The 21416-nt window shown below is 36.4% G+C and carries 22 protein-coding genes and 1 pseudogene; 5 read left to right on the forward strand and 18 right to left on the reverse strand.

Features of this window, described 5'->3' with window-relative positions; genetic code table 11:
• Positions 1 to 103: 103 nt before the first annotated feature.
• From OSH00_RS19810 to OSH00_RS19855, 10 genes are read right to left on the reverse strand one after another with little or no spacing between them, the layout of a single operon-like run.
• Entirely contained in the window at positions 104 to 604 is a 501-nt protein-coding gene (locus OSH00_RS19810; protein ID WP_266131849.1) for a hypothetical protein, read from the reverse strand.
• The gene (locus OSH00_RS19815) at positions 582 to 1295 is read right to left on the reverse strand and encodes a hypothetical protein (protein WP_266131850.1); all 714 of its coding nucleotides are present in this window, start codon (positions 1293 to 1295) and stop codon (positions 582 to 584) included. The genes OSH00_RS19810 and OSH00_RS19815 overlap by 23 nt, the downstream gene beginning before the upstream one ends.
• Before the next feature lie 60 nt (positions 1296 to 1355).
• A complete protein-coding gene (locus tag OSH00_RS19820) occupies positions 1356 to 2045 on the reverse strand; it encodes a hypothetical protein (RefSeq protein WP_266131851.1) in 690 nt (229 codons plus the stop codon).
• Positions 2046 to 2079: 34 nt separating this feature from the next.
• On the reverse strand, positions 2080 to 2802 hold the full coding sequence (locus OSH00_RS19825) for a hypothetical protein (protein WP_266131852.1): 723 nt from the start codon (positions 2800 to 2802) through the stop codon (positions 2080 to 2082).
• 20 nt (positions 2803 to 2822) lie between these two features.
• Positions 2823 to 3431 (reverse strand): transporter, encoded by a 609-nt coding sequence (locus OSH00_RS19830; protein WP_266131853.1) that lies wholly within the window; start codon positions 3429 to 3431, stop codon positions 2823 to 2825.
• Between the two features lie 55 nt (positions 3432 to 3486).
• Positions 3487 to 4206, reverse strand: a complete 720-nt coding sequence (locus tag OSH00_RS19835; protein WP_005031201.1) for a hypothetical protein — start codon at positions 4204 to 4206, stop codon at positions 3487 to 3489.
• A 20-nt stretch (positions 4207 to 4226) separates the two neighbouring features.
• A complete protein-coding gene (locus OSH00_RS19840; RefSeq protein ID WP_174763297.1) occupies positions 4227 to 5531 on the reverse strand; it encodes a hypothetical protein in 1305 nt (434 codons plus the stop codon).
• 1 nt (position 5532) lies between these two features.
• On the reverse strand, positions 5533 to 6138 hold the full coding sequence (locus tag OSH00_RS19845; RefSeq protein ID WP_266131854.1) for a hypothetical protein: 606 nt from the start codon (positions 6136 to 6138) through the stop codon (positions 5533 to 5535).
• Positions 6138 to 6686 (reverse strand): DUF4123 domain-containing protein, encoded by a 549-nt coding sequence (locus OSH00_RS19850; RefSeq protein ID WP_266131855.1) that lies wholly within the window; start codon positions 6684 to 6686, stop codon positions 6138 to 6140. Before OSH00_RS19850 ends, OSH00_RS19845 begins: the two co-directional genes overlap by 1 nt.
• Before the next feature lies 1 nt (position 6687).
• Positions 6688 to 9327: a type VI secretion system Vgr family protein gene (locus tag OSH00_RS19855; RefSeq protein WP_266131856.1), complete on the reverse strand. Its 2640-nt coding sequence runs from the start codon at positions 9325 to 9327 to the stop codon at positions 6688 to 6690.
• Between the two features lie 420 nt (positions 9328 to 9747).
• On the opposite strand from OSH00_RS19855, the gene OSH00_RS19860 reads away from it, so the two are divergent.
• Both OSH00_RS19860 and OSH00_RS19865 read left to right on the forward strand, forming a co-directional pair.
• Positions 9748 to 10029, forward strand: coding sequence for a hypothetical protein (locus tag OSH00_RS19860; protein WP_266131857.1), 282 nt, complete (start codon positions 9748 to 9750; stop codon positions 10027 to 10029).
• Positions 10022 to 10885 (forward strand): patatin-like phospholipase family protein, encoded by an 864-nt coding sequence (locus OSH00_RS19865; protein WP_266131858.1) that lies wholly within the window; start codon positions 10022 to 10024, stop codon positions 10883 to 10885. The genes OSH00_RS19860 and OSH00_RS19865 overlap by 8 nt, the downstream gene beginning before the upstream one ends.
• Before the next feature lie 12 nt (positions 10886 to 10897).
• Here the strand turns inward: OSH00_RS19865 and OSH00_RS19870 are convergent, their stop codons facing one another.
• The 5 genes and pseudogenes from OSH00_RS19870 to OSH00_RS19890 all read right to left on the reverse strand — a co-directional run bounded on the left by OSH00_RS19870 (position 10898) and on the right by OSH00_RS19890 (position 14058).
• The gene (locus OSH00_RS19870) at positions 10898 to 11281 is read right to left on the reverse strand and encodes a hypothetical protein (protein WP_266131859.1); all 384 of its coding nucleotides are present in this window, start codon (positions 11279 to 11281) and stop codon (positions 10898 to 10900) included.
• Positions 11282 to 11965, reverse strand: coding sequence for a hypothetical protein (locus OSH00_RS19875; protein WP_266131860.1), 684 nt, complete (start codon positions 11963 to 11965; stop codon positions 11282 to 11284).
• A pseudogene (locus OSH00_RS19880) lies at positions 11962 to 12621 on the reverse strand (HAD family hydrolase). The gene OSH00_RS19875 and the pseudogene OSH00_RS19880 overlap by 4 nt, the downstream one beginning before the upstream one ends.
• Before the next feature lie 71 nt (positions 12622 to 12692).
• Complete coding sequence (locus OSH00_RS19885; protein ID WP_266131861.1) at positions 12693 to 13601, reverse strand: pyridoxal-phosphate dependent enzyme; 909 nt, start codon at positions 13599 to 13601, stop codon at positions 12693 to 12695.
• Positions 13602 to 13617: 16 nt separating this feature from the next.
• Positions 13618 to 14058 carry a GNAT family N-acetyltransferase gene (locus tag OSH00_RS19890; protein WP_266131862.1) on the reverse strand — a complete coding sequence of 147 codons (441 nt, stop codon included), beginning with the start codon at positions 14056 to 14058 and terminating at the stop codon, positions 13618 to 13620.
• Between the two features lie 112 nt (positions 14059 to 14170).
• Between OSH00_RS19890 and OSH00_RS19895 the strand changes: the two genes are divergently transcribed.
• Positions 14171 to 14857 carry a hypothetical protein gene (locus tag OSH00_RS19895; protein WP_266131863.1) on the forward strand — a complete coding sequence of 229 codons (687 nt, stop codon included), beginning with the start codon at positions 14171 to 14173 and terminating at the stop codon, positions 14855 to 14857.
• A gap of 184 nt (positions 14858 to 15041) precedes the next feature.
• Here OSH00_RS19895 and OSH00_RS19900 read toward each other — a convergent pair whose 3' ends face one another.
• Entirely contained in the window at positions 15042 to 16289 is a 1248-nt protein-coding gene (locus OSH00_RS19900) for a class I SAM-dependent methyltransferase (RefSeq protein ID WP_266131864.1), read from the reverse strand.
• A 101-nt stretch (positions 16290 to 16390) separates the two neighbouring features.
• Between OSH00_RS19900 and trhA the strand changes: the two genes are divergently transcribed.
• Together trhA and OSH00_RS19910 are read left to right on the forward strand one after the other, a co-directional pair.
• On the forward strand, positions 16391 to 17035 hold the full coding sequence (gene trhA, locus OSH00_RS19905; protein WP_266131865.1) for a PAQR family membrane homeostasis protein TrhA: 645 nt from the start codon (positions 16391 to 16393) through the stop codon (positions 17033 to 17035).
• 137 nt (positions 17036 to 17172) lie between these two features.
• Complete coding sequence (locus tag OSH00_RS19910; RefSeq protein ID WP_266131866.1) at positions 17173 to 18483, forward strand: MFS transporter; 1311 nt, start codon at positions 17173 to 17175, stop codon at positions 18481 to 18483.
• A 141-nt stretch (positions 18484 to 18624) separates the two neighbouring features.
• Here the strand turns inward: OSH00_RS19910 and OSH00_RS19915 are convergent, their stop codons facing one another.
• Together OSH00_RS19915 and OSH00_RS19920 are read right to left on the reverse strand one after the other, a co-directional pair.
• A complete protein-coding gene (locus OSH00_RS19915) occupies positions 18625 to 19290 on the reverse strand; it encodes an RluA family pseudouridine synthase (RefSeq protein ID WP_266131867.1) in 666 nt (221 codons plus the stop codon).
• A 151-nt stretch (positions 19291 to 19441) separates the two neighbouring features.
• Entirely contained in the window at positions 19442 to 21382 is a 1941-nt protein-coding gene (locus tag OSH00_RS19920; RefSeq protein WP_266131868.1) for an acetyl/propionyl/methylcrotonyl-CoA carboxylase subunit alpha, read from the reverse strand.
• Positions 21383 to 21416 lie beyond the last annotated feature (34 nt).

Here is a 21416-nt window from a genome sequence, read left to right on the forward strand (position 1 = left end):
ATGATCAATTGGATCATATAATGCTTAGGCTAACCACGATTTTAAGCGCTGCATGATCGAATTTGAAAATTATTAAAATTTTATTTAATGTCTTTTTTCACTTTTAAAGGCCGCACTTCTGAGGAACTTCTGAATTCAAATTAATTTTCTTATATTTCCCAGTAGCTTTATCAAAATCATTCCCCAAATAAATGACGATCTTACGTTGATACTTTAAGTTTTCTCCAGTTGAATACACTGTAGAAGAAATTTCAGGTAGTTCAACACCTTGACTATAAAAGAAAATCTTATTTATACCATATGAGTTTGGTTCTATTTCATATCGTTTATGAACTATTGAAGCATCTTTATTTGATTCAATGTATCCTGAAGTTAAGATTGCATTTTCGATTTTAGAAAAACTAACAGGAATCTCTTCCAATTTAAGTTGATTTACAGGTGAGTTTTTACTGAAATCTATTTCTGGAACGACTTGATGTTCTGTAGTACTCTTAAAAATATAATATTTTTTAGAATCTTCAATATTATTCTTACAGCCATAGCATGCCAGAGAAAAAAGTATTAAAAATATGGCTTTAATTTTAATAATACAATGATTTTTCATAAATTTTATCTGTCATTTTTGTATAATATACAGTATAAGCAAAACTATTGACTTGACCTTTCCCTACAAACCATTCAAGTTCAGATTCCAAGATAATATGTACACCATTAAAATTCTTTTCAGTAATAACCTTTCCGTACTGATCCCCACCTTGACATCGCCCTTTAGTTAAAAAATTTTCTATGAAGTTATCAAAACTGCTTTTATCTAAAGCTTTTGAATTTATTAAAAAAATTTGATCAGAAATTGATTGATAGATATTTTTATGGATATTTTCATCAAATGGAACGAAATTATCACTAACATAATAATTTGTATTTGGACCTTGTCCTGTAGTTCGTACTTCTAATGTAGACATCTGATGATAATTATCTTCAAAATTTTCATTGTGAACTATTCCATTATCAAAACCTTGAGTAGCAGATAATCGATCTATAACTTTTAACTTCAAATAATTTGAATTCATTTCCTTATATTTGCTATATATTTTTTTAAAATTATAGTCCAAATACAAATCATTATTCACAACAAATAAATAAATATCTCTAGATAGATTCTTTTCTATACTTTGATATTTCTCTTCTTTAGCTTTTTTACCATCAACTTTGCAGAGGTAACTTAATACTTCTTTAGATGAACAGCCTTGTAATAGAGAAAAGCTTAGTATGATAGTTAGAATTATCTTGATCAATATTACACCTCATCACATGCTACATAAATTAAAACAAGATTAACTACCAAATACATAAAACTAATATATTGATGTTTCATACTTTTTATCCGTTTGCTTTGTAAAATAAATAAAAAACTTTAAACTATTATATTTTCTATTTTTAATTTGTTTTCCTTCGGCTTCTAAAATAATATGTATATCATTTATATTCCACTCTTCTACTTCTGTCACATTTGAATCACCACATTGTAATTTCCTTATAAAAGCATTAACTTTACTATTTAAATCAACACTACCCACTTTCTCACCACTTACCACATAAATCTGATCCTTAATCATAGACACAATTTTTTCTTCTATATTTTCATTATAAGAAACATAGTTATCGCTACTAAAAAATATATGATTACCCTTTAAATTACTATTAGCTGAAAGGTCGGAAATGTAATCAAAATTCCTCTTCACACTATTATTAACAGTACCATCTGCAAATCCCACTTCAGGAGAAAGACTATGTAAAACTTTCAATATTAAATAATGACTATTTAACTCAAAATACCTTTTTATAATTTCATTTTGATTATAATTTAGATAAATTTTATTATTTTCAACGAATAATGATATATTCCTACCTACTCGAACATCGTAACTACTCCCAGCATCTGAATTTTCACTATTCCTTACTTTACAATCATTATTATTCGATTTAAATAAAAAAGCAAATGCGCTTATTAAAAAAATCGTTAATATCAAAATTAAAAATTTCATAAAAACACTGCCTAAAAACTATAAAATATATAAATTATTTTCTATATATTGAAAAAATCGAAAGCTCTATATCACTATAATCATGGTATTTTCTAGTTTTACAATTGACATCCTTAATTTCACCACTAGCAACTTTAGAAGCAATAAATTTTTTATTAATTGTTGAAATCTCATATACAATTTCATTATCTTTAAAAGAACCTGAATAGATACCATTTTTTAAATTAAACACACCATTTTTCATATTTACCAACAAGTCTTCTAACATCTTATTGTAGGCAATCTCTGAATCGCCATGATTATTCAACACATTTATTACATCTACTATCGTTTTCTTTAAAATTTCTTTCTTAAAAATATCAGGAGCAGATCTAACTTCCAAATTAATATATTTAACATATTTTCCATCTGGAATTATTATAATCCTGCCTATTGAGTCATAATTTTCATCAATAATATCAATATACCCCTGATTTTCATATATATTCATATTATCCAATGCTTTTGCATTTTGAATTTTATCAAAAAAATTCACTACACTTATTCCTAAATTCTTCTTTATAGGATTTTCCATTGAACTTTCCGAAGGTAAATACTTATTTATATCTAGATTTACATTAGGTTCTTTATTTAGACAGAACTTATTTATCAAATCTATCTCTTTACTATCATTCGTTATTACCTTCCCATCACAGCCAACAGCAAAAGCTAGAACCAACCCTAAATATACCTTGTAATTACCCTTATTAAAAATCATTATTTTAAATCACTTAAAATTTATTTTCTATAAATATGAAATTGACCATTCTGTGACTTAATATCACATGAAATTTCATAAATAATCTTATCTTCATTGTAAATTGTGTTGGTTGAAAAACCATCCTTAATGTTATTAATATCAAATTTTAAAAAACCTTCATCAACTTTATTATTTTTAAAAATGTTTATAATTTTTTTTATTCTATCTTTATCTATTAATTGAATTGATGAACACATTAAAAAATCATAATCTATCGATTTAACCTTGCCTGTTGATGGATTTGGATTTATTGTTAACATAGCTTCATTTTCAAGATCTATATAATTCGAGTTATCTTTATCTTTAAAACTATATCTCTTCAAAACTTCACTACTTAAGACATCTTTGCTTAATAAGACAGTACCAAAATTTTCATAATTTAAAAATTCAAGATCCTTTAACTTCTCATATGGAATTTTATAGTAAGGTAAATTAAATTTCTCTGGAGTACAATCTGAATTAAAACATGTATCATTTATATTCTTTTTATTGACACTATGAGCCTCTAATTGAGTATCGCCTTTATTTTCAGAAGAACAAGACACACACAAAATAAAAAAAACTGTTAAAAAAAAATTCTCTTTCAAAACTCATATCCTCCATTAAATGTAGAAATTTTTTTTCTTTAAATTACTAAATTTATTAGAAATCACACTTCTTAGGATTATCTTCACTCTTATAAATATTAAAGTAAGTATTATTTTTTATACGTTCTGTATTTAATTCCAACCAATAATCTTTAAAATTTATTCTTGTTGTCACCAAGTACTTACAATATTCATTTATATTATTTCTTATATTTAAAACATGCTTATTCAAAATTGTTTGATATATATATCTCGACTCATCTTCATCAGCAATATCCAACGACGAAATCAGAGATACAGGAATTTCTGTATCCAAGTTTATTTCTTCAAATTTATTTCCATTATATCCCATACTCAAATTCAATCTAACACTTTTGAGTTGATTAAATTTAGAATTTGTTGCATAAATTTCAGAAAAAAAATCTGGCACATCCCCCCCATTATTAAAAAAGTATATTTTCTTCATAGTTAAGCCATAATCAATAACTTCGAAATGTTTTTCATTTATTAATTCATCACTATTTTTATATCCTTTCTTTTCAATATTATTTATTATTTTACCTAAACTGATTGGTATCTCTTTTAATTTAAGTTGATTTACTGGAGCAAACCTTGAGTAGTTTATTTCAGAACTTAACTCTATATCATTCTTATTTTCAAAGACATAAACAGATTTTTCTCTTTTAATGAATTTCTTCTCTGAGTTATTTCCAGAACTACAAGATGAAATAAAAAAAGAGCATATTAAAAAACTTATCTTAAAATAAATATTCATAACGATTCTCCATCATTTTATCAATTCATACTTTTGTCTTGGCGCATGATATCCCACTGCCATTTAAAAAATGTAAATGACTTTTTATCAGTATGAAAAGGGTTGTTATTTCCCAAACTATCTGTCATATAATCCATATAGTTTTCAGTCGAACCACGATAAAAAGTGTGTTTTGCCATACTTCCCTTTTGAAATGTATGAGGTAATGAAAATGAATGACCAAGTTCATGTGGATAAGAATGTGCATGATTCAAATTTGATTTAAAAACAATAACCATATCCCCCCAGACATGACCATCAAGTGTACAAACACCTCCAGCTTCTGTCTGCTTTGTAGTTAAGAAAACGAATGTTTTCTTACTATTTGATATTCCATTTCCATTTTGATCAATTCCACCATTAACCTGTATTGGACCATACTTATTATATAATTCTCGTAAAACTCTTGCGAAATTAGAAGCTTGTGTTTTGCTAGTTGCTCCTTGAATAAAATTTACTAAAGGATCATTCTGATACTTTGTTAAGTCTAACACCGCCTCTCTTTTAATTTCTGCACGAATCAATGCCTGATTAAATGCTATACGTTTTATCAGATATTCATAAGCATCTACACGATCAGGTAGAACTGGTTTTCCACCTCTATATTCAGTAACAACTGGAATCAATATAATATCTGCATGTTTCACAATGCTATTCTTATAGAGCATTAATTTTCCTACTTCAACTTTCACACTTCCTTTCTTTGCAAATACTTTAATTTCCTCATGGTCATTTAACCATCCACCTTGACATTTAATTAAAATACTACGAGCCAGATGATAGTATTGTTTTTTTCCATCTGAATCTTTTACTTTCTTTTTAAGTGCATTTACTAAAGGGATTTGTTTAGGTGATAGTTGAATAAAGTTATTTTGACATTCAAAAATCAATTCTGTTCCATCATTACTTAAAGGTTCTATTTCTTCTATAAATAAATCTAATTTTACTCCATCTTTTGTCATCTTTGATATATGTGGGCTATTAGAATCCTCAATATAAGAAAATAGACTTAACCAAGCAGGAAAGTATTCTTGTCCATAAGGTGAGATTGGATTTTTAACATCAGTTTTATATTCATTTTTTAATTTTTGTACGTCAACACAAAGAGGTTTTTTCGCATTACTTGCTTCCGCAATAAATTTATTCGCATAAATATAGTCATCTCTCAACCAATCAAAGCCATAGTTACCACTATAGTCTTGAGGTCTACGAAAATGTACTAAAAATTTTTTCAAACACGTTGCACATGAAGTACCTACTGTCGGACTTGCACCACCCACACCCATCTTACACCTCCCAATGCATTATATTTTTTATAAAGACATTTTGATCAAACTCATTTCCTAGCACATATGCGCTATAAGATTGAAGATCATTTGAATAATGATCTTGAAGAGAATCAAATACACCTTTTTCTCTTAAAAACTCAGCTTTTTCTGGATAAAGAATTGAAAATTTTTCTCGATGATCTATTTGACTAAGATTCTGTTTTAATTGAGCTATTGCTGTTAAAAAAAAGTTGAAATCTTGCCCTAAAACACGTTTCCTATAGTCTTCCAAAAGTTTATCGAAAGCCTCGACATAAGTGACTTGTTCTCCAATATCATGATGCTGCATTTCATTTTCTATCCAAGCAAATTGAGGATCAGTCGGATAATCCATTCCCAAATACACATGGCTTTTCACCATATATTTGAGCGTGTTGATTTGGTTGATTCCTTTTTCAAGATATTGATCAACTAGCGTCTGGATAGGTGCTAATAACTGATCAAATTGACCATTCAGCTTTAATACTGGATTTTCCTTAATAATTTCATAAACTAAGTCGTATAAAAACTCTTTGTTTTGTTCAACATCGAGTTCAAATAATTTTTCTTGGCTCAATACAAACATCAAGCATGCTCCAATATCATTAATTGATTCGTATACACATCCTGATAATTTCGAATTGCGATCACCCAACGCTCAATGCCTTGAAAAAACTCATCAACCTGTTCATCTTGCAGTACTTTATGAATTTTCTTGATAATTCTTGGATCAAACCATCTAAATAGCTTTTGGGTTCCATCAGGAAACTCAACCGTTAGATAACTTTTCATTTTCTTAACAAATTGAGTCAGATCCAAAGAGCTCAATACCATACTGAGCGCCTGTTCATCTTTCCACGTTTGATGAATAAAGTTAAATCTCTGATCGTTGAATAGTTCTAATTCATGGATGAGTATAAGTACAGGTGCGACTTCAAAAGGTGCATTTCCCTCGGTGGTCCCTGAAAATAACGAATAGAATTCTATTCTCGAGTCATTTTGAAACTCATGAATAAATGACAAGGCTTGATCTGAAACTTGTGCTGCATCCAAGATTAAATACATCTTCAAATCATGTTGATAATCTTCGATGCAGCGCTGTATCGGTTTAAATAGAATAATTTCTCTTTTCATTTTATTTATCTACAAATGCCATTCCAAACTTTGCGGCATTTAAAAGGCATGGCTTACAGATATTTTCATAGAAAGTAGGCAATGAATAATCTACTTTTGCTCCACCAATAAAACTGTGTTGCCCAGCCTTAACCTCAAACATAGCGCCAGTCGTCACAAATACACCTGAGCCATTAATTTTTAATTGTGAAGTGCCAGATGTAAGAACAATTTCTTTTAAGCTTTTAACTTCAACCACATCTTCAGTCGAAATAATTTGAATACCTTTACGGGCAATCAAATCCGCACCATCTCCTTGGGCTTGAATCTCTACTTTACCTTTTCCAGCATAAAGCCTTGCTCCTTCCTGTGCTGCAAACAAACTGATTTTGTTTTGTGCATGCGCCAAGAAATTCTTTTGTGTACTCAGATTGATACTATCGCCTGCACTTTGGCTGATTTGCTTGTCCGCAGAAAGATGGATGTCTTCATTGCTCGACAAGCCAATTGAATTCGGCGAGGCCAAAATCATCAGTGCTTGTTTAAATGCATCGGCTTTATCTTTTTCACCTTTTTCGATTTGATTCAGAAATTGTTTTAATTCATCCAAGACTTCTAAAGGATCCGTCTGTTGGTTCTTGGCAACTTCACTTAATGCTTTGGCATTGTTCAGGTTACTTTCTAGCTGGCTTTTGGCTGCGGTTGTATCCAGATGATTGCCTGATGCGCCATCTTGTGCATGGGTACTGACCAGTAAGCCTTGCCCTGCGCGTATAGCTCCCCATTGGTCCGTCCTCAGCTCAAAGCCTTCTCCTCGCCCGTCACTGCTCTCTGTTTCTTTGGGATGGCTGAGATTGCCGAGATTGAGTTGGCTTGCGCCATGACTGCTGTGCAACTGACTGCTGATCTGGTTGGTAGTATCATCAAAACGCAGTTGGTTATAGCCACTACCCTGATATTCCTTGCTTTTAATCCCTGCCAATTTCTTGGTATCAGGCAGCTTGCCTTGGTCATCAAACTTGCTCGGGCTGCGTTGTGCTTCATGGATTCGACCCACCACAAACGGTCTGTCGATATCGCCATCAAAGAAGTCAATAACAACAATCTCTCCAATTCTTGGTAGGAAGCGTGCCCCATAACCTTCGCCTGCCCAGGGTGTCAAGACATCAACCCAAGCCGAGTCGGTATCATTGTCATTCGAGCCTGCACCACCATCGTGAGTGTGGTCTTCATTGCGGGTAAACAGGAAGCGTACTTTGATGCGTCCCCATTCATCCACATGGATTTCTTCTCCACTTGGACCAACCACTTTGGCGCGTTGTGGATATGCCACTGGACGGTGTTTGAGTGGGTTGTATTCTGCTGCTGTGCTGATGTTTCTGCGTTGTAAGATCAGTTGATTGGCTTGGCGTTCTTCACTGTTGTTTGTGGTGATATTGGTAAGCTGCCAATGGCTTTGTTCAACTAAACGATTGATTTGTTCGTTTAAGTCTTTGGGAAGGTTGTTTTGGTTGTAGTAGCGCTTTTCAATGATTAGAAATTGGCGATCTGCCTCACTGTGCCGGTCTATTTCTGGGTGTTCGTTGAATTCAAACCAGTAGCCGACCTGTGCATCTCGTACTGTCGATATTGCCGTGAATTGTTTGGCTTGGGCATCGTAGTAGTTACTGAGGTTTTGGTTAAAGCGTTCGATCTGACTGTTGCCTGATGGGGTTGCACCATCTTCCCCATTCAGATCAGGAATCCATGCCGGGCTAAAGTGCCAGACTTGTTCTAAGCCTAGACTGGCATTGTCGTACTGGTCACTGTGCTGATGCTTGCTTTGTACATTGCCTGCACCTTCTTCGGTTTCAAGAATATCGGCTTGCCAACGGTGAATATGTACTGAAGTCGGTTGGAGTGAACGTATACCTGTAAATGATGTAATCGTGTCTAGGGGTTCTACTGCACTGCTGCGGTGGAAGCGGATGTTTCTGCGTTCTAGCGCAGTATATTGGCTGTTGTCATCAATTAAACGTAGTTTTTGGGCTTGGATCGGTGCTGAAATGTTGGCAACATTGAGTTCGGCTTCATCAATCAACCAGCTTAAATTTTCACTTCTCATCAAACGAGTGAGTAGATCGTGGTCGCTTTCGTTCATCTGTATAATCAAGGGACGAACATCGTAGTCTTTGGTCAGCCCAGTTTTATCTAAACTCAGACTCGCAGCAAACAGCGGACTTCTTTGCTGCCATTCTTTATGCAATATTTCAATGACCTGAATCACTGATTTATTCATAAACACTCTGCTATTACGGCGTTTGTGCCACAGTGATGTCGCATCTTCAAGTTTAAGCTTATAGACCGTCAATGCACCATCACTCTGCCCTTGTGAGGCTTCGGTGATGATGCCTGTGGTACGGAACAATTGTCCTCGGTCGGTGACTTGGTCGATTGCAGCTTGGCAACCGATAAACTGTTTGAGTGGAATATTTGCAGATGTTGCAAGACAGATCAGTTCCACAGACACGCCTTGATTGATGGCATGTTGTCCATCGATGCGTTGCAGAAACACTTGGGCGGTCAGATCAGGATTGCTAAACTGAATATGCAAGGCTCTTTTTTGAGCGGTTAATCCGAACTGATCCAATACTTTATAAATACTATTGACTAAGCTATTCATTTTAATAATTTATTCATTTTTAGTTGAAGTTATTATAAATCAAAATCATTTTTTTTCTATTCCAAGAAACAATTTCATACACTAAAGTCCTTAAATTCAAATACATTTTTTTATTATTTGTTGAAAAGTTAAATAATAAGTTAAGGGCTAAATCTTATTATTATTTTGATATTTTAAGTTTTAATTTAAATTACTCCCTGATAAACATCCTCAAATAAGCTAAAAGATTCTATGAGTTTGTCCTCTTTGCTCTATTTCAATATTCGCTGTCTTTTCACTCATCCGACTTAGCTAGAAGCCGTTTTTCTTAGATTAAGTATAAAACCATATTTATTTTATGCCTTTCTAAATCAACGTACACGTTTGACTGGATTTTTACGATAAGATAGATGCATAGTTCATTTTCTTAGGTATTTCCCTATGAACAATATAAAATCTCCCAAAAAACCCTTATGGAAATCCAAAGCTGTTATTTTCGCTACGATTTTTAGTTGCCTGTTTCTGCTGTTTTTCTATATGGCTGTAAGCAACGAACCAGACTACATGCCAAGCCAACAAAATAAGTCAACCACACATTCAACTACGCATACAGAATCTGAGCAATCAAACCATGACATGCAAATGTCCAATCCGCAAATGAAAAATATGTCTCATAATGATCGCCACATACAACGTTCTCACTCAGTAATCAATCATGAATAATTTACGTAATGCCCTTGTTGTTGAAGGGGGTGGTATGCGTGGTGCTTTCACCTGCGGTGTACTCGATGCTTTTCTGCAACAAAACTTCAATCCATTTGATCTATTTGTGGGTGTTTCATCAGGTTCAACCAATCTCGCCAATTATATTGCCAAGCAACAGGGTCGCAATATTGAACTGTATCTCGACCATTCACTGCGTCCTGAATTTATCCGTTACGGGCGTTTTTTAAAAGGTGGGGATTTACTGGATATGCAGTGGATGTGGGAGATTGTTGAAAAGGAAAATCCTTTAGACCAAAACACTTTATTTGCACAAAACCCTGATTTTTACATGGTCTTGACTCATGCTCGATCTGGTCATGCCGAGTATTTACGGGCAGGGAAAGACAATATTATTGACGGATTACGCGCTTCAAGCTCTATTCCCTATCTTACAAGGAAAGCTGTTGAGATTTTTGGTGAACCTTATTTTGATGGTGGTGTCGCAGATGCTCTTCCAGTGCAATGGGCAGCTCAGCAGCAGCAGGTTCAAAACCTATTGGTGATCCGTACTCGAACCCAAAGCTATTTCAAAGCCAGCAGCAAAGCAGACCAATTTTTTGCCAAATATTTAATGAATCAACATGCTGGATTTTCAGATAGTCTTAAGCAACGCTGCCAACGTTATAATGCAACGGTCGATTTTATGCGTCAAAATAATCAACAGGGTATTTTGGAAGTCTGTCCTCCTGACAATAAAATGTTAGCAGGGCGTTTATGTAAGGATAAACGCAAATTGCAATATACTTATCACGTTGGTTTGGATTGCGGTCACAAAGCCATCGAAGATTGGGAAAGATTTTCCAAAAAAGCATAAAGTCTTTTTACTTTAGTTTGTCTTCAACAAGTATGTTGTGTCGTACCCTTCACGAGGAAATGCATCTTTGGTGATACTCTCTATCTCAATGATTTGACCTTTTCTTAAAATCACTGAAAGTGGATGTTCAATTTTTATTTTGATGGTTTGATTGATGAATGTTTGACACCCACTATCAGCTCTTCCATGTTTTTCTGCTTTAAGCACTTTTATGTTGATGAATAATTGACTTTTAACAAGTTTATCCTTGTGCTGATTGTTAAAATTAACTGTTGTTGGGGCTTTAATATCTAAGACTTTAGCACTCAATAGGCAATGATTGACATAAGATGCCCATGTAAAATTGGGGATGACTAAGCTCATCATCCACAAAAAAACTGCATTCAATTGCTTCATCTAGTTGCCCTTTTTCCAAAACTTCCAAGATTTTTCAGGGCAAGCATAAAGTTTATCTGACACTGTGACTTCATGGTTTGTTTTTAGATCAAATACCTGAAATCGACATTGGTTATTTTGATATTGACCTAAAATTTCGTAATCATGCCCAGCCTGAGGTCTAAAAGAAGCAACAGCATCCACACATTGATCAATCACTTGTGCTTTTGTCCGAGATGAATCAGTTGCTCCAAATACAAAACCATATAAATTCACAGGTTGATCGGCATTTAAAATAAACTCTTTATAGGAGATCAGTTGGTAAGTTCGCATCGCATTGCTTTCAGCTTCTTTCTGCATTGCACTACGAGGCATCCCTTCTTCAATATTAAAGGTGATTCTCGCATACGCTTTTAGCGCAGATAATGCACCATTTCCACTTAAGTAATCCCGTATCCCAGCTTTTCTTCCTGCACAATCAAATGAATGCTGAATTAAGGTTTTTGTCGCACCCTTTCGATAGACCCGAATCCGTGACTGTGTCGCTGGGTCATACGTTTTTGGCTTTGTTTCCACCTGTATCTCATAGGCTAATGGTGATGGTTGCTGTGTTTCAGCGTGTACAAATACACTGAATAGCAATACTCCTCCAAATAGAAATAAAATCTGAAGTCGTACACTGCCATGCTTATATAATCTGTTCATTTTATTTTTAAAATACTGAGTATGTGTTTAAAAGACTTTACATGATGATCTGCTTGTGTCGATATCACTTTTTGTTCTGGATCAAATAAAATGGCGTGCATGCCGACAGATTTTGCCCCCACAATATCAACAACTTCATTGTCCCCCACGAAAATACATTGCTCAGGCATCAGTTCAAGTTGATGACACGCCAACTGGAAAATTTTTGGATCAGGCTTTCTTAGCCCGACGGCTTCTGAAACGATAATGCTAGAGAAAAGCTTCTCTACACCCAATGCCTGAAAATTACGCTCTTGAAATGGACTTCGGCCATTAGAAATGAGTCCAAGGGAAAAATCAGCCTTAACCAATCGATCAAGTACTGAATCAACACTTTGAAAAGTCACACAAAACTTGTTGAAATCTTCAATATAACTCGTGAGCAATGCTTGTACTGTAATTTTGGAAATCTGAAATTCTTGAATGAGTTGTGCATAGACCTTGTCTTTCCATACTGTACCATTCGCATCGAGAGTAATAAAACGTTGAATAAAATTTTGCTGTTGTGATAACGGAACAAGGGTTGAAGTATTGATTTACCATTCTAAAAATTTTTCAAGGGACGAGGTTCGGTCCAAAAGTGTCTGATCTAGATCAAATAATACAGCTTGAATCATTTTATCATCTGCTCCATAGTCAAAGCATAGCATTCAAAATATCTTTAACGTTTATTCCTGATCCAACGAATTTATCCATTCAATCCTTGTAAAGTCTTTAATGAAATACCCGCTCCTCCACAAACAATAACCAACACCTGATCAGTCAATTTAAACTGAATTTTCTGATCATAAAGTACCGATAGTGTTGCACCACATGCAGGCTCCACCAAAATACGATGGTCATCAGCAAACTTTAGACAGGCATTTACAGCCGCTTGGTCTGAAACAACTTGACTATGTATATCGAATTGCTGGCTCAGATCAAAAGCATTTTGACAAACTTTTTTTGCAGCCAATGTCGTGGCTATTCCGCTTACACGATCCAACTCCACATGTTGTCCAGCAATAATAGACGCATTTAAAGACGCTGTTCCGTGTGTTTCAACAGCATAAATTGGAATATGTCCTAACCCATGTTTATTTAGACCTGCAACCACACCAGAAAGTAGACTTCCACCACCGACAGATAACACGACTGCATCCGGTACAACACCCGCTGCAATCACCTCATCAATCATGGGGATAATCCCGTCCCAAAGCAGTGGATCATCAAAAGGGTGAATAAAAACATCATCTGGCGTTAATAACGACTGTGCTAAAGCATTCGCCTCAACCCATGAAGCACCTTGTACAATAACTTCAGCACCTTGTTGAGCAATCAATTCTTGAGCGCGCTGTGCTGTGGTTTCAGGAACAACCACTGTGACAGGAACACCGAGTTGTCGTCCAGTATAAGCAACCGCTAAACCCGCATTTCCACCTGAAGAGCTGACAAATCGCTGAGCGCCTTGCTCAAAATATTTTTGACAAGCATAACCAATGCTTCGCTGTTTAAATGAAGCAGAAGCTTGCAAAGCCTCCATTTTCAGCCATACCTGGCATTGGTTGAGTTGACTTAAAACGAGTGACTGTATTAACGGGGTTTTTATACTGAGCATTGATGACGATATTCCCTTATTTTATTTCGCTATTTTTTAAACTCTGATACATATCGATATGTGGGATTCCACAATCCAGATATGCTTCACCTTGTAATTGAAAACCCAAATTTTCATAGAATTTTGTCGCATAGGTTTGTGCAGATAGTTTAAGTACTGTTCTATGTTCCTGCTTGGCAACATCGATAATATGTTGCATGAGCAACCTCCCGATGCCTTCACCGCGATAGCTTTTTAATACCGCTACACGCCCGATACTGTCATTTTGTAATAACCGCGCAGTGGCAATCGGTTGATTTTGTTCATACATCACAAAATGCAGTGAGACAGCATCTTGGTCGTCCCATTCATCCACTTCACTGATATTTTGTTCTTCAATAAAAACCTTTCTACGAATCAACTGTGCATCGTGTTGAAGTTGGCTCCACGGTCCTGATTGAATTTCAAATCGACTCATTCTCTTAAATCCTAATGTTCAATAAATTGGTCCTTGATTGTTTCAATTTATGTTAATGTACGCATAATAATGTATTCATTATCACTTACTTAACCAAACCTGTAGAATAATTATGTTGTTAAATCAAAAATTTAAAGTACTTATTTATAGCGCAATTTTACTTTCTGCTCAAAATATTTACGCCAAAACCTCCGATGTTGATCGTGTCAAAGTGATCTCGCAAAGTATGATCGGATTATTTTCTCAAGATGATCACCAAGATCAACTCAATTTAAAAATGGCTGCGGCGATCGCAGGTGTTTCAGAAGTTGAAGCAAAGAAAAACCTTGATGAAAATGGTGAAAAGCAATTAACGGCTTCTGAACAAATGAAACAGATGCTTAAAGAACAATTTAACGGCAACGATTTTAAAATTGTTGAACCTGCTTTTGAACGCCAATTAAAAGCTCAAGGCGCTGTATATAAAAGTTGTCAACAGAACGGAAAAATCATTGAAAATAAAGAAAATTTTCAAGTACCATTAAGCTGTAAAGTTCCTGTCATAGATTTTGAGAAAATTCAAATGCCTGTACAAGACAGTAAAGACAGTGAAGCAAAATCTGTTGTTAAAGCGTCCGACTTCTTAACAGACCTGATCAATAAAGCACCTCGTGAGACGTTAACAACCCATATCTTGATTCATAAAGTGGACGAACAATTGGTGCCAGAAATGGATAACCCAGCCTATTTTCCTGATACGATTACTCAAAAAATAATGGGATCAAGTGAAGAAGAACTCGCTACAACTAACCAAGAATAACGTTGATTGATAAAATAAACTGTATATCAATTGAGGTTGTTTTTAGTTAACCTGATATCGGTATTTTACTGTAGCCACATTTCAGATCACTCTGGGCTAAGCGTATAAAACTGCGCTTAGCCCTATGGTAAACCTTTCCCTTGCGATTCTTATAAATGTGAGGCGCCTCTCGAGCATCAGCTTATTAGCACTTTGCTCCAATATCTTGTTGATCCCATTGCCCGTTTAACAACAACTCCAGGGATTGCTTTTGAACACCATACATGGTTTTCAAGGCTTGAATCTGAGCCAATACGGCTTGGTCAGGTTCGACAAAATCTTTGCGCTTGGTCGCCAAAATCATTTTATTCTTACTGGTATGTTCCAAAGCGACAAACTCAAAAACTTTGGTTTCATAGCCATATGCCTTGAGTAATAAGGCACGAATCGTATCTGTTAACATCTCTGCCTGTTGTCCAGCATGAATACCAAACTGCAACATCGGTTGTAAAACTTGTGGGCTTTTCAATTGCGGGCGTAATTCTTTATGGCAACACGGCGCGCACATGATGATTTGTGCATTTAAGCGAATCCCCGTATGAATGGCAAAATCCGTTGCTACATCACAGGCATGTAATGCAATCATCACATCAAGATGTGATGGATGATAAGTTCTGACATCGCCTTGGAAAAAATCCAATTGTTCAAAATGAGAGACTTCTGCCACATCTTGACAAAACTTCACCATCTTATCATTCAGCTCTACGCCCGTTACAAAGGGAATTTGCCCCTGTTTTGACAAATAATCATACAAAGCAAAGGTCAGATAACCTTTCCCCGAACCAAAATCAACCACCTTTAATGCTGGCATTTGAGATTGCACCTGATCCTGTCGTCCTTGCTGCTGTATCTGCGTTAACGCTCCTGAAAAAATTTCAACAAATTTATTAATTTGTTTCCATTTACGCGCCATACTGGGAATCACCTGTGCATTGGCATCGGTAATTCCAAGCGGTTGTAGAAAGTAGCTCTGCTGATCGACAAATCGCTGTTTGCTACGGTCATGTACTTGCTGTTCGGCTTTAGGAGATTTGCCTACCTTGTTTTTAGTTACGGTCAGCAAGGCTTTCTTCTTATTCTTTTTCAGCTGTATTTCTGCTTCATTGGTAAATAAATTGGCTTGCTTACATTGTTCCGCCAATTGTTGAATGGTGTTTAAAGCATCGGATAAAGGATAATTTTTAGTAATATCATTGGTTTTATAACGATATAAACAACTCAGCACAGGCACTTGTTGTAATTGGATGACTCGAAAGGTCATTTTCTCCAGATCAGTCAATTCACCTTTATACTGACTTAAAATTAATCGATCTAAATTTTGATTATCAATAGCTTGCTGTACGCTATCAAAAAACTGTTTTTCTTGGACAGATAAACTCGCGACATCAGACATGATCAAAACTCGTATTAATTAAGTTACCTATTTTAAAACGTCTTACTTTAAAGGTAAAACTGCATTACTATACAAGTGTATTTTTAAGGTCATAAAATCCAATGTCGACTGATCAAATGATTCATACATATGCAGCACATGAAGAACGCATCAATGCTTTGAGTCATGCATTTGGTGCCGTTTTGGCTGCCATAGCAACTGTATTTATGCTGATTAAGGGACATGATCTGCAAGGATGGCAATTTTTCGGATTGGTGGTTTATGGATTGAGTATGATTTTACTCTTCTCAAGTTCAGCCATTTACCACTTTGCTGTCGATGAAAAAAAGCGGAACTGGTATAAAAAACTGGATCATACTGCCATCTATTACTTAATTGCAGGAACCTATACACCATTTTTGGCAATTGCAATTCCAACAGCTAAAGCACATTACTTGCTGATTGCACTTTGGGTCATTGCAGCTATTGGAACACTATTCAAGTTAATATTCATTCATCGCTTTGAAAAAATTTCCTTGGCTGCATATCTCACCATGGGGTGGCTCGCAGTGCTCGTTATGGATGATATGCAACAGTTTTTGCAACCAGAAGCATTAAAATTATTGGTCATCGGTGGTTTAGCATATACAATAGGCGCATTGTTTTATGCCTTGAAAAGCGTAAGATACACTCATGCTATTTGGCATATATTTGTTCTGATCGGTGCAGGATCACATTTCCTTGCAATCTATCTTTACGTCATTTAATTCATAGACACTCAAAATTCAGTGACCCTGATGGAGTGGATTTGAGTTGATCTCGTTGTTTTTTTAAGAAATTACGCCTTTTTTAAAAAGATTACGCTTTAAAGACTCGTTTTACTTTTAAAAGTGTAAGGTTCACCATGGCGTCATCAACTATTGCTACTCCTGAAATTCAAACAAACTCAAAAACTCGCGTTCTTTTCGCAAGTCTTGTCGGTACAACAATCGAATTCTTCGATTTTTATATCTATGCCACTGCGGCAGTCTTGATTTTTCCACACTTGTTCTTTCCAGCAAGTACAGATCCAATGACGGCAACCATTCAATCACTCGCGACATTTGCCATTGCATTTATTGCACGTCCAATTGGTGCTGCTGTATTTGGTCACTTAGGCGATCGTATTGGTCGTAAAGCTACCCTGGTCGCAGCATTGTTGACCATGGGTATTTCAACAGTTTGTATTGGTCTGCTTCCAACTTATGCTCAAATTGGTATTGCTGCTCCACTGTTACTTGCTCTCTGCCGTTTAGGTCAAGGTTTAGGTCTTGGTGGTGAATGGTCAGGAGCAGTATTGCTGGCTACTGAAAATGCACCTGAAGGTAAACGTGCTTGGTATGGAATGTTCCCACAGCTGGGCGCACCGATTGGTTTTATTCTTGCAACAGGCTCTTTTCTTGGTCTTGGTGCATTGATGTCTGAAGCAGACTTTATGCAATGGGGTTGGCGTATTCCATTCCTCGCAAGTGCGGCATTGGTGATCGTCGGTTTATATATTCGCTTAAAGTTGCATGAAACGCCTGCTTTCCAAAAAGTACTGAACAAACAAAAAGAAGTGAATGTCCCATTTAAAGAAGTTGTGACCAAGCATTATAAAATGTTATTCCTCGGCACAATTGCAGCGGTTTGTACCTTTGTTGTGTTCTATCTGACCACTGTATTTGCACTCAACTGGGGAACCAAACAACTGGGGTACTCTCGTGCACAATTCTTAGAAATGCAACTTGTAGCAACACTGTGTTTTGCTGCATTTATTCCACTTTCTGCTGTGTTTGCTGAAAAGTTTGGACGTAAAACCACCTCGATCGGGGTATGTGTTGCCTCAGCACTTTTTGGTTTAGTATTTGCAAGTATGCTTGAATCAGGAAGTACAGTGATTGTGTTCCTGTTTTTATGTGTGGGTTTGGCATTGATGGGCATGACATATGGACCGATTGGGACAGTTTTATCTGAAATCTTTCCAATTTCTGTTCGTTATACAGGGTCTGCATTAACCTTTAACTTGGCAGGTATTCTAGGTGCATCATTTGCTCCTTTAATCGCCACAGAGCTTGCCACCAAATATGGTTTACAAGCTGTGGGTTACTACTTAACAGCTGCATCCATTCTTTCACTTTTAGCGTTCTTGGCAATTCGTGAAACTAAAAATGACGATGTAAATAACCAAGTTTAATCGCACTGGCAATCAGACCAAAGAAGCCTGCAATTTTGCAGGCTTTTTCATTGCTGTTTTGAGCTTTATATCCGAGTCAAAACTTATTTTTTCAATGAGTTGAAGATATGGTTGCATCAAACTCATGTTAACGTAATGTGGCTAAAAATCTGGTTGAGAGACGATTTCTACAAGCTGATTGTTAAACGGCTGTAAAAATGATAAATAACTTGCATGTAACGCCATACGATTTAAATCGGTATTTAAGGGTTCAGGATGATATAACTTATCTCGGATAATCGGATGTCCGATATATTGCATATGTACACGTAATTGATGTGAACGACCTGTAATTGGCGTGAGCAATACACGGCTGATATCCCGTTCCGCATCATAGCTTACAGCTTCAAACAGGGTCTGAGCAGGTTTCCCCAACTCAAAATGCACAATCTGACGCGGACGATTTTCCCAGTCTGTAATTAAGGGTACATCAACCTGACCATTGCTGTTGATCTGTCCCTGAACCAAAGCGATATAATTTTTTTTAACGGTTCTGGCCTGAAACATTTTACTGGCTGCCACTTCAGCATCACGGTGCTTGGCAAAAAGCAGAATCCCTGAAGTTGCCATATCCAGACGATGCGTGATTTTGGCATTCGGGTATAATGCCAATACTCGAAAATAAGCACTGTCATGATGCTCAACTAAACGTCCGGGAACAGATAACAAACCAGCGGGTTTGTTAATTGCAACAAAGTCATCGTCTTCAAAAATAATATCGAGCGGGTCTAAAGGTGGCTGATAAACAAAGCCATCATCAATGGGCATGTAGAATGTTTGTTGATAAGAATTGCGGAAAAATAACAATAGACTGAAAAGCTGTCAAGGGAACAGCAAACTGATTATTTCCAAAATAAAACTTCAATATCCAACGATATTGAAGTTGATATCAAACCAATATCATCCAGTTGAAAACGACTCAGGCCTGAATATTCAAAACCAATTGTCGTTTTTTCACCTGTTGCCCAACCTGTCCAACGATCTCCTCGACCACGCCATCTACATCCGATTTAATCTGTTGTTGTATTTTCATTGCTTCTAAAATCAGTAGCGTTTGACCTTTAGACACAGTATCTCCAGGATTGACCAAAATATGAATAATTGCACCATCCATTGGGGCACGGATTTTACCATCGCCCGCAATATCGGTACTTTCTGGTGGGGCATAAGTAACATTCTCTATGGCAATATTGCCATTTACAGCGTCCAAATAAACCCGATTTCCATCTAAGACATAATTGATTGAACGGCGCACAGAATTTGTTTCGTAAATCAGTTGGTCGACATCTTGTGCAATGATCTGAATGTCAAGGCTTTGCCCACAGATTTCAACACCGACTAAATCACGATCACGTTTTACCAGTACATGCATGTGTTGATCTTCATGTTTCAATTTCAACGGTAAAGATAAAGCAATCCCTGTATTCCAACTGCTTTGACTTGCAGCATGGGTGAATAATGCTGTGGCAACTGCCAAATACTCTAAATCTAGTGTTTGTGAATGCAAACTTGGATCATTTTGAAAATGCTCTTGGATAAATGCCGTGTTGGTATCGCCTTTGACAATAATCGGATGTCTAAGCAAATTGACCAAAAACTGTTTATTGCTGTTTACCCCCAAAAGAACACAGTCATCTACAGCACGCGCCAAAAGCCGAATCGCATCTTGCCGGGTTTGACCATAGGCAATGACTTTCGCCACCATTGGATCATAAAAAGGACTAATTTCATCCTGTTCAAGTAACCCATGATCAATGCGTACATGAGGCGACTCCGCAGCTTGCCAACGATATATACGTCCCGTTTGAGGTAAAAAATCCTGTCGGGGATCTTCTGCATATAAACGGACTTCAATCGCATGTCCTGTCAAGGCCAGCTCAGATTGCTGAAGTGGCAGCGTTTCTCCATTGGCAACACGCAGTTGCCATTCCACAAGATCCAGTCCAGTAATCATCTCCGTTACAGGATGCTCAACTTGCAAACGTGTATTCATTTCCAAGAAATAAAAATTACCCGATTGATCCAATAAAAATTCGACAGTTCCTGCCCCGACATACTTACAAGATTTTGCTGCAGCTACCGCGGCCTCTCCCATTTGTTGGCGCAAGCTTTCAGTCATGACTGGACAAGGTGCTTCCTCGACGACCTTTTGATGACGGCGTTGAATCGAACAGTCACGTTCAAACAGATAAACATAATTGCCATGCGTATCGCCAAACACCTGAATTTCAACATGACGGGGAGCTATTACAGCTTTTTCAAGAATGAGCTCACCTGAACCAAATGCATTCTCAGCTTCAGAACGTGCTGTTTTTAAGGCTTCGACAATATCAGCCGATTGGTGAACCAGACGCATGCCCCGACCACCGCCTCCTGCGGATGCTTTGACCATCAATGGATAGCCAATTTTGTTGGCTTGTTGTTCAAGATATTCAATATCTTGCTGATCACCCTCATAACCAGGTACACAAGGCACACCAGCCTCGATCATGGCAATCTTTGAAAGTCGTTTACTTCCCATCAATTCAATTGCGGATGCAGGTGGTCCGATAAAAGTAATATCATTTTTAGCACATGCTGCGGCAAAGTCAGTATTCTCCGAAAGAAAACCATAACCGGGATGTACGGCATCTGCTCCTGTTTTTTGACATGCTTCGATAATATTATCTATAGAAAGATAGGACGCTGAAACCTTTGACGCACCGATATAGACAGCTTCATCTGCAAACTGAACATGCCGTGCATGACGATCCGCATCTGAATAGACAGCCACTGTTTGATAGCCCATTGCTTTTGCTGTTTTCATTACGCGAACAGCAATTTCACCACGATTCGCCACCAATATTTTTGAAAATGCCATTCTCGTTTCCCCTATTTTTATATTTTATTGATTT

Origin of the sequence: Acinetobacter nematophilus, assembly GCF_026344175.1 — a bacterium.
Classification (GTDB): Bacteria; Pseudomonadota; Gammaproteobacteria; order Pseudomonadales; family Moraxellaceae; genus Acinetobacter; species Acinetobacter nematophilus.

Coding starts and splice junctions, on each gene's coding strand:
- OSH00_RS19810 (WP_266131849.1), bottom strand. CDS start 604: ATGAAAAATCATTGTATTATTAAAATTAAAGCCATATTTTTAATACTT.
- OSH00_RS19820 (WP_266131851.1), bottom strand. CDS start 2,045: ATGAAATTTTTAATTTTGATATTAACGATTTTTTTAATAAGCGCATTT.
- OSH00_RS19825 (WP_266131852.1), bottom strand. CDS start 2,802: ATGATTTTTAATAAGGGTAATTACAAGGTATATTTAGGGTTGGTTCTA.
- OSH00_RS19835 (WP_005031201.1), bottom strand. CDS start 4,206: ATGAATATTTATTTTAAGATAAGTTTTTTAATATGCTCTTTTTTTATT.
- OSH00_RS19840 (WP_174763297.1), bottom strand. CDS start 5,531: ATGGGTGTGGGTGGTGCAAGTCCGACAGTAGGTACTTCATGTGCAACG.
- OSH00_RS19845 (WP_266131854.1), bottom strand. CDS start 6,138: ATGTTTGTATTGAGCCAAGAAAAATTATTTGAACTCGATGTTGAACAA.
- OSH00_RS19850 (WP_266131855.1), bottom strand. CDS start 6,686: ATGAAAAGAGAAATTATTCTATTTAAACCGATACAGCGCTGCATCGAA.
- OSH00_RS19855 (WP_266131856.1), bottom strand. CDS start 9,327: ATGAATAGCTTAGTCAATAGTATTTATAAAGTATTGGATCAGTTCGGA.
- OSH00_RS19860 (WP_266131857.1), top strand. CDS start 9,748: ATGAACAATATAAAATCTCCCAAAAAACCCTTATGGAAATCCAAAGCT.
- OSH00_RS19865 (WP_266131858.1), top strand. CDS start 10,022: ATGAATAATTTACGTAATGCCCTTGTTGTTGAAGGGGGTGGTATGCGT.
- OSH00_RS19870 (WP_266131859.1), bottom strand. CDS start 11,281: ATGAAGCAATTGAATGCAGTTTTTTTGTGGATGATGAGCTTAGTCATC.
- OSH00_RS19875 (WP_266131860.1), bottom strand. CDS start 11,965: ATGAACAGATTATATAAGCATGGCAGTGTACGACTTCAGATTTTATTT.
- OSH00_RS19885 (WP_266131861.1), bottom strand. CDS start 13,601: ATGCTCAGTATAAAAACCCCGTTAATACAGTCACTCGTTTTAAGTCAA.
- OSH00_RS19890 (WP_266131862.1), bottom strand. CDS start 14,058: ATGAGTCGATTTGAAATTCAATCAGGACCGTGGAGCCAACTTCAACAC.
- OSH00_RS19895 (WP_266131863.1), top strand. CDS start 14,171: ATGTTGTTAAATCAAAAATTTAAAGTACTTATTTATAGCGCAATTTTA.
- OSH00_RS19900 (WP_266131864.1), bottom strand. CDS start 16,289: ATGTCTGATGTCGCGAGTTTATCTGTCCAAGAAAAACAGTTTTTTGAT.
- trhA (WP_266131865.1), top strand. CDS start 16,391: ATGTCGACTGATCAAATGATTCATACATATGCAGCACATGAAGAACGC.
- OSH00_RS19910 (WP_266131866.1), top strand. CDS start 17,173: ATGGCGTCATCAACTATTGCTACTCCTGAAATTCAAACAAACTCAAAA.
- OSH00_RS19915 (WP_266131867.1), bottom strand. CDS start 19,290: ATGCCCATTGATGATGGCTTTGTTTATCAGCCACCTTTAGACCCGCTC.
- OSH00_RS19920 (WP_266131868.1), bottom strand. CDS start 21,382: ATGGCATTTTCAAAAATATTGGTGGCGAATCGTGGTGAAATTGCTGTT.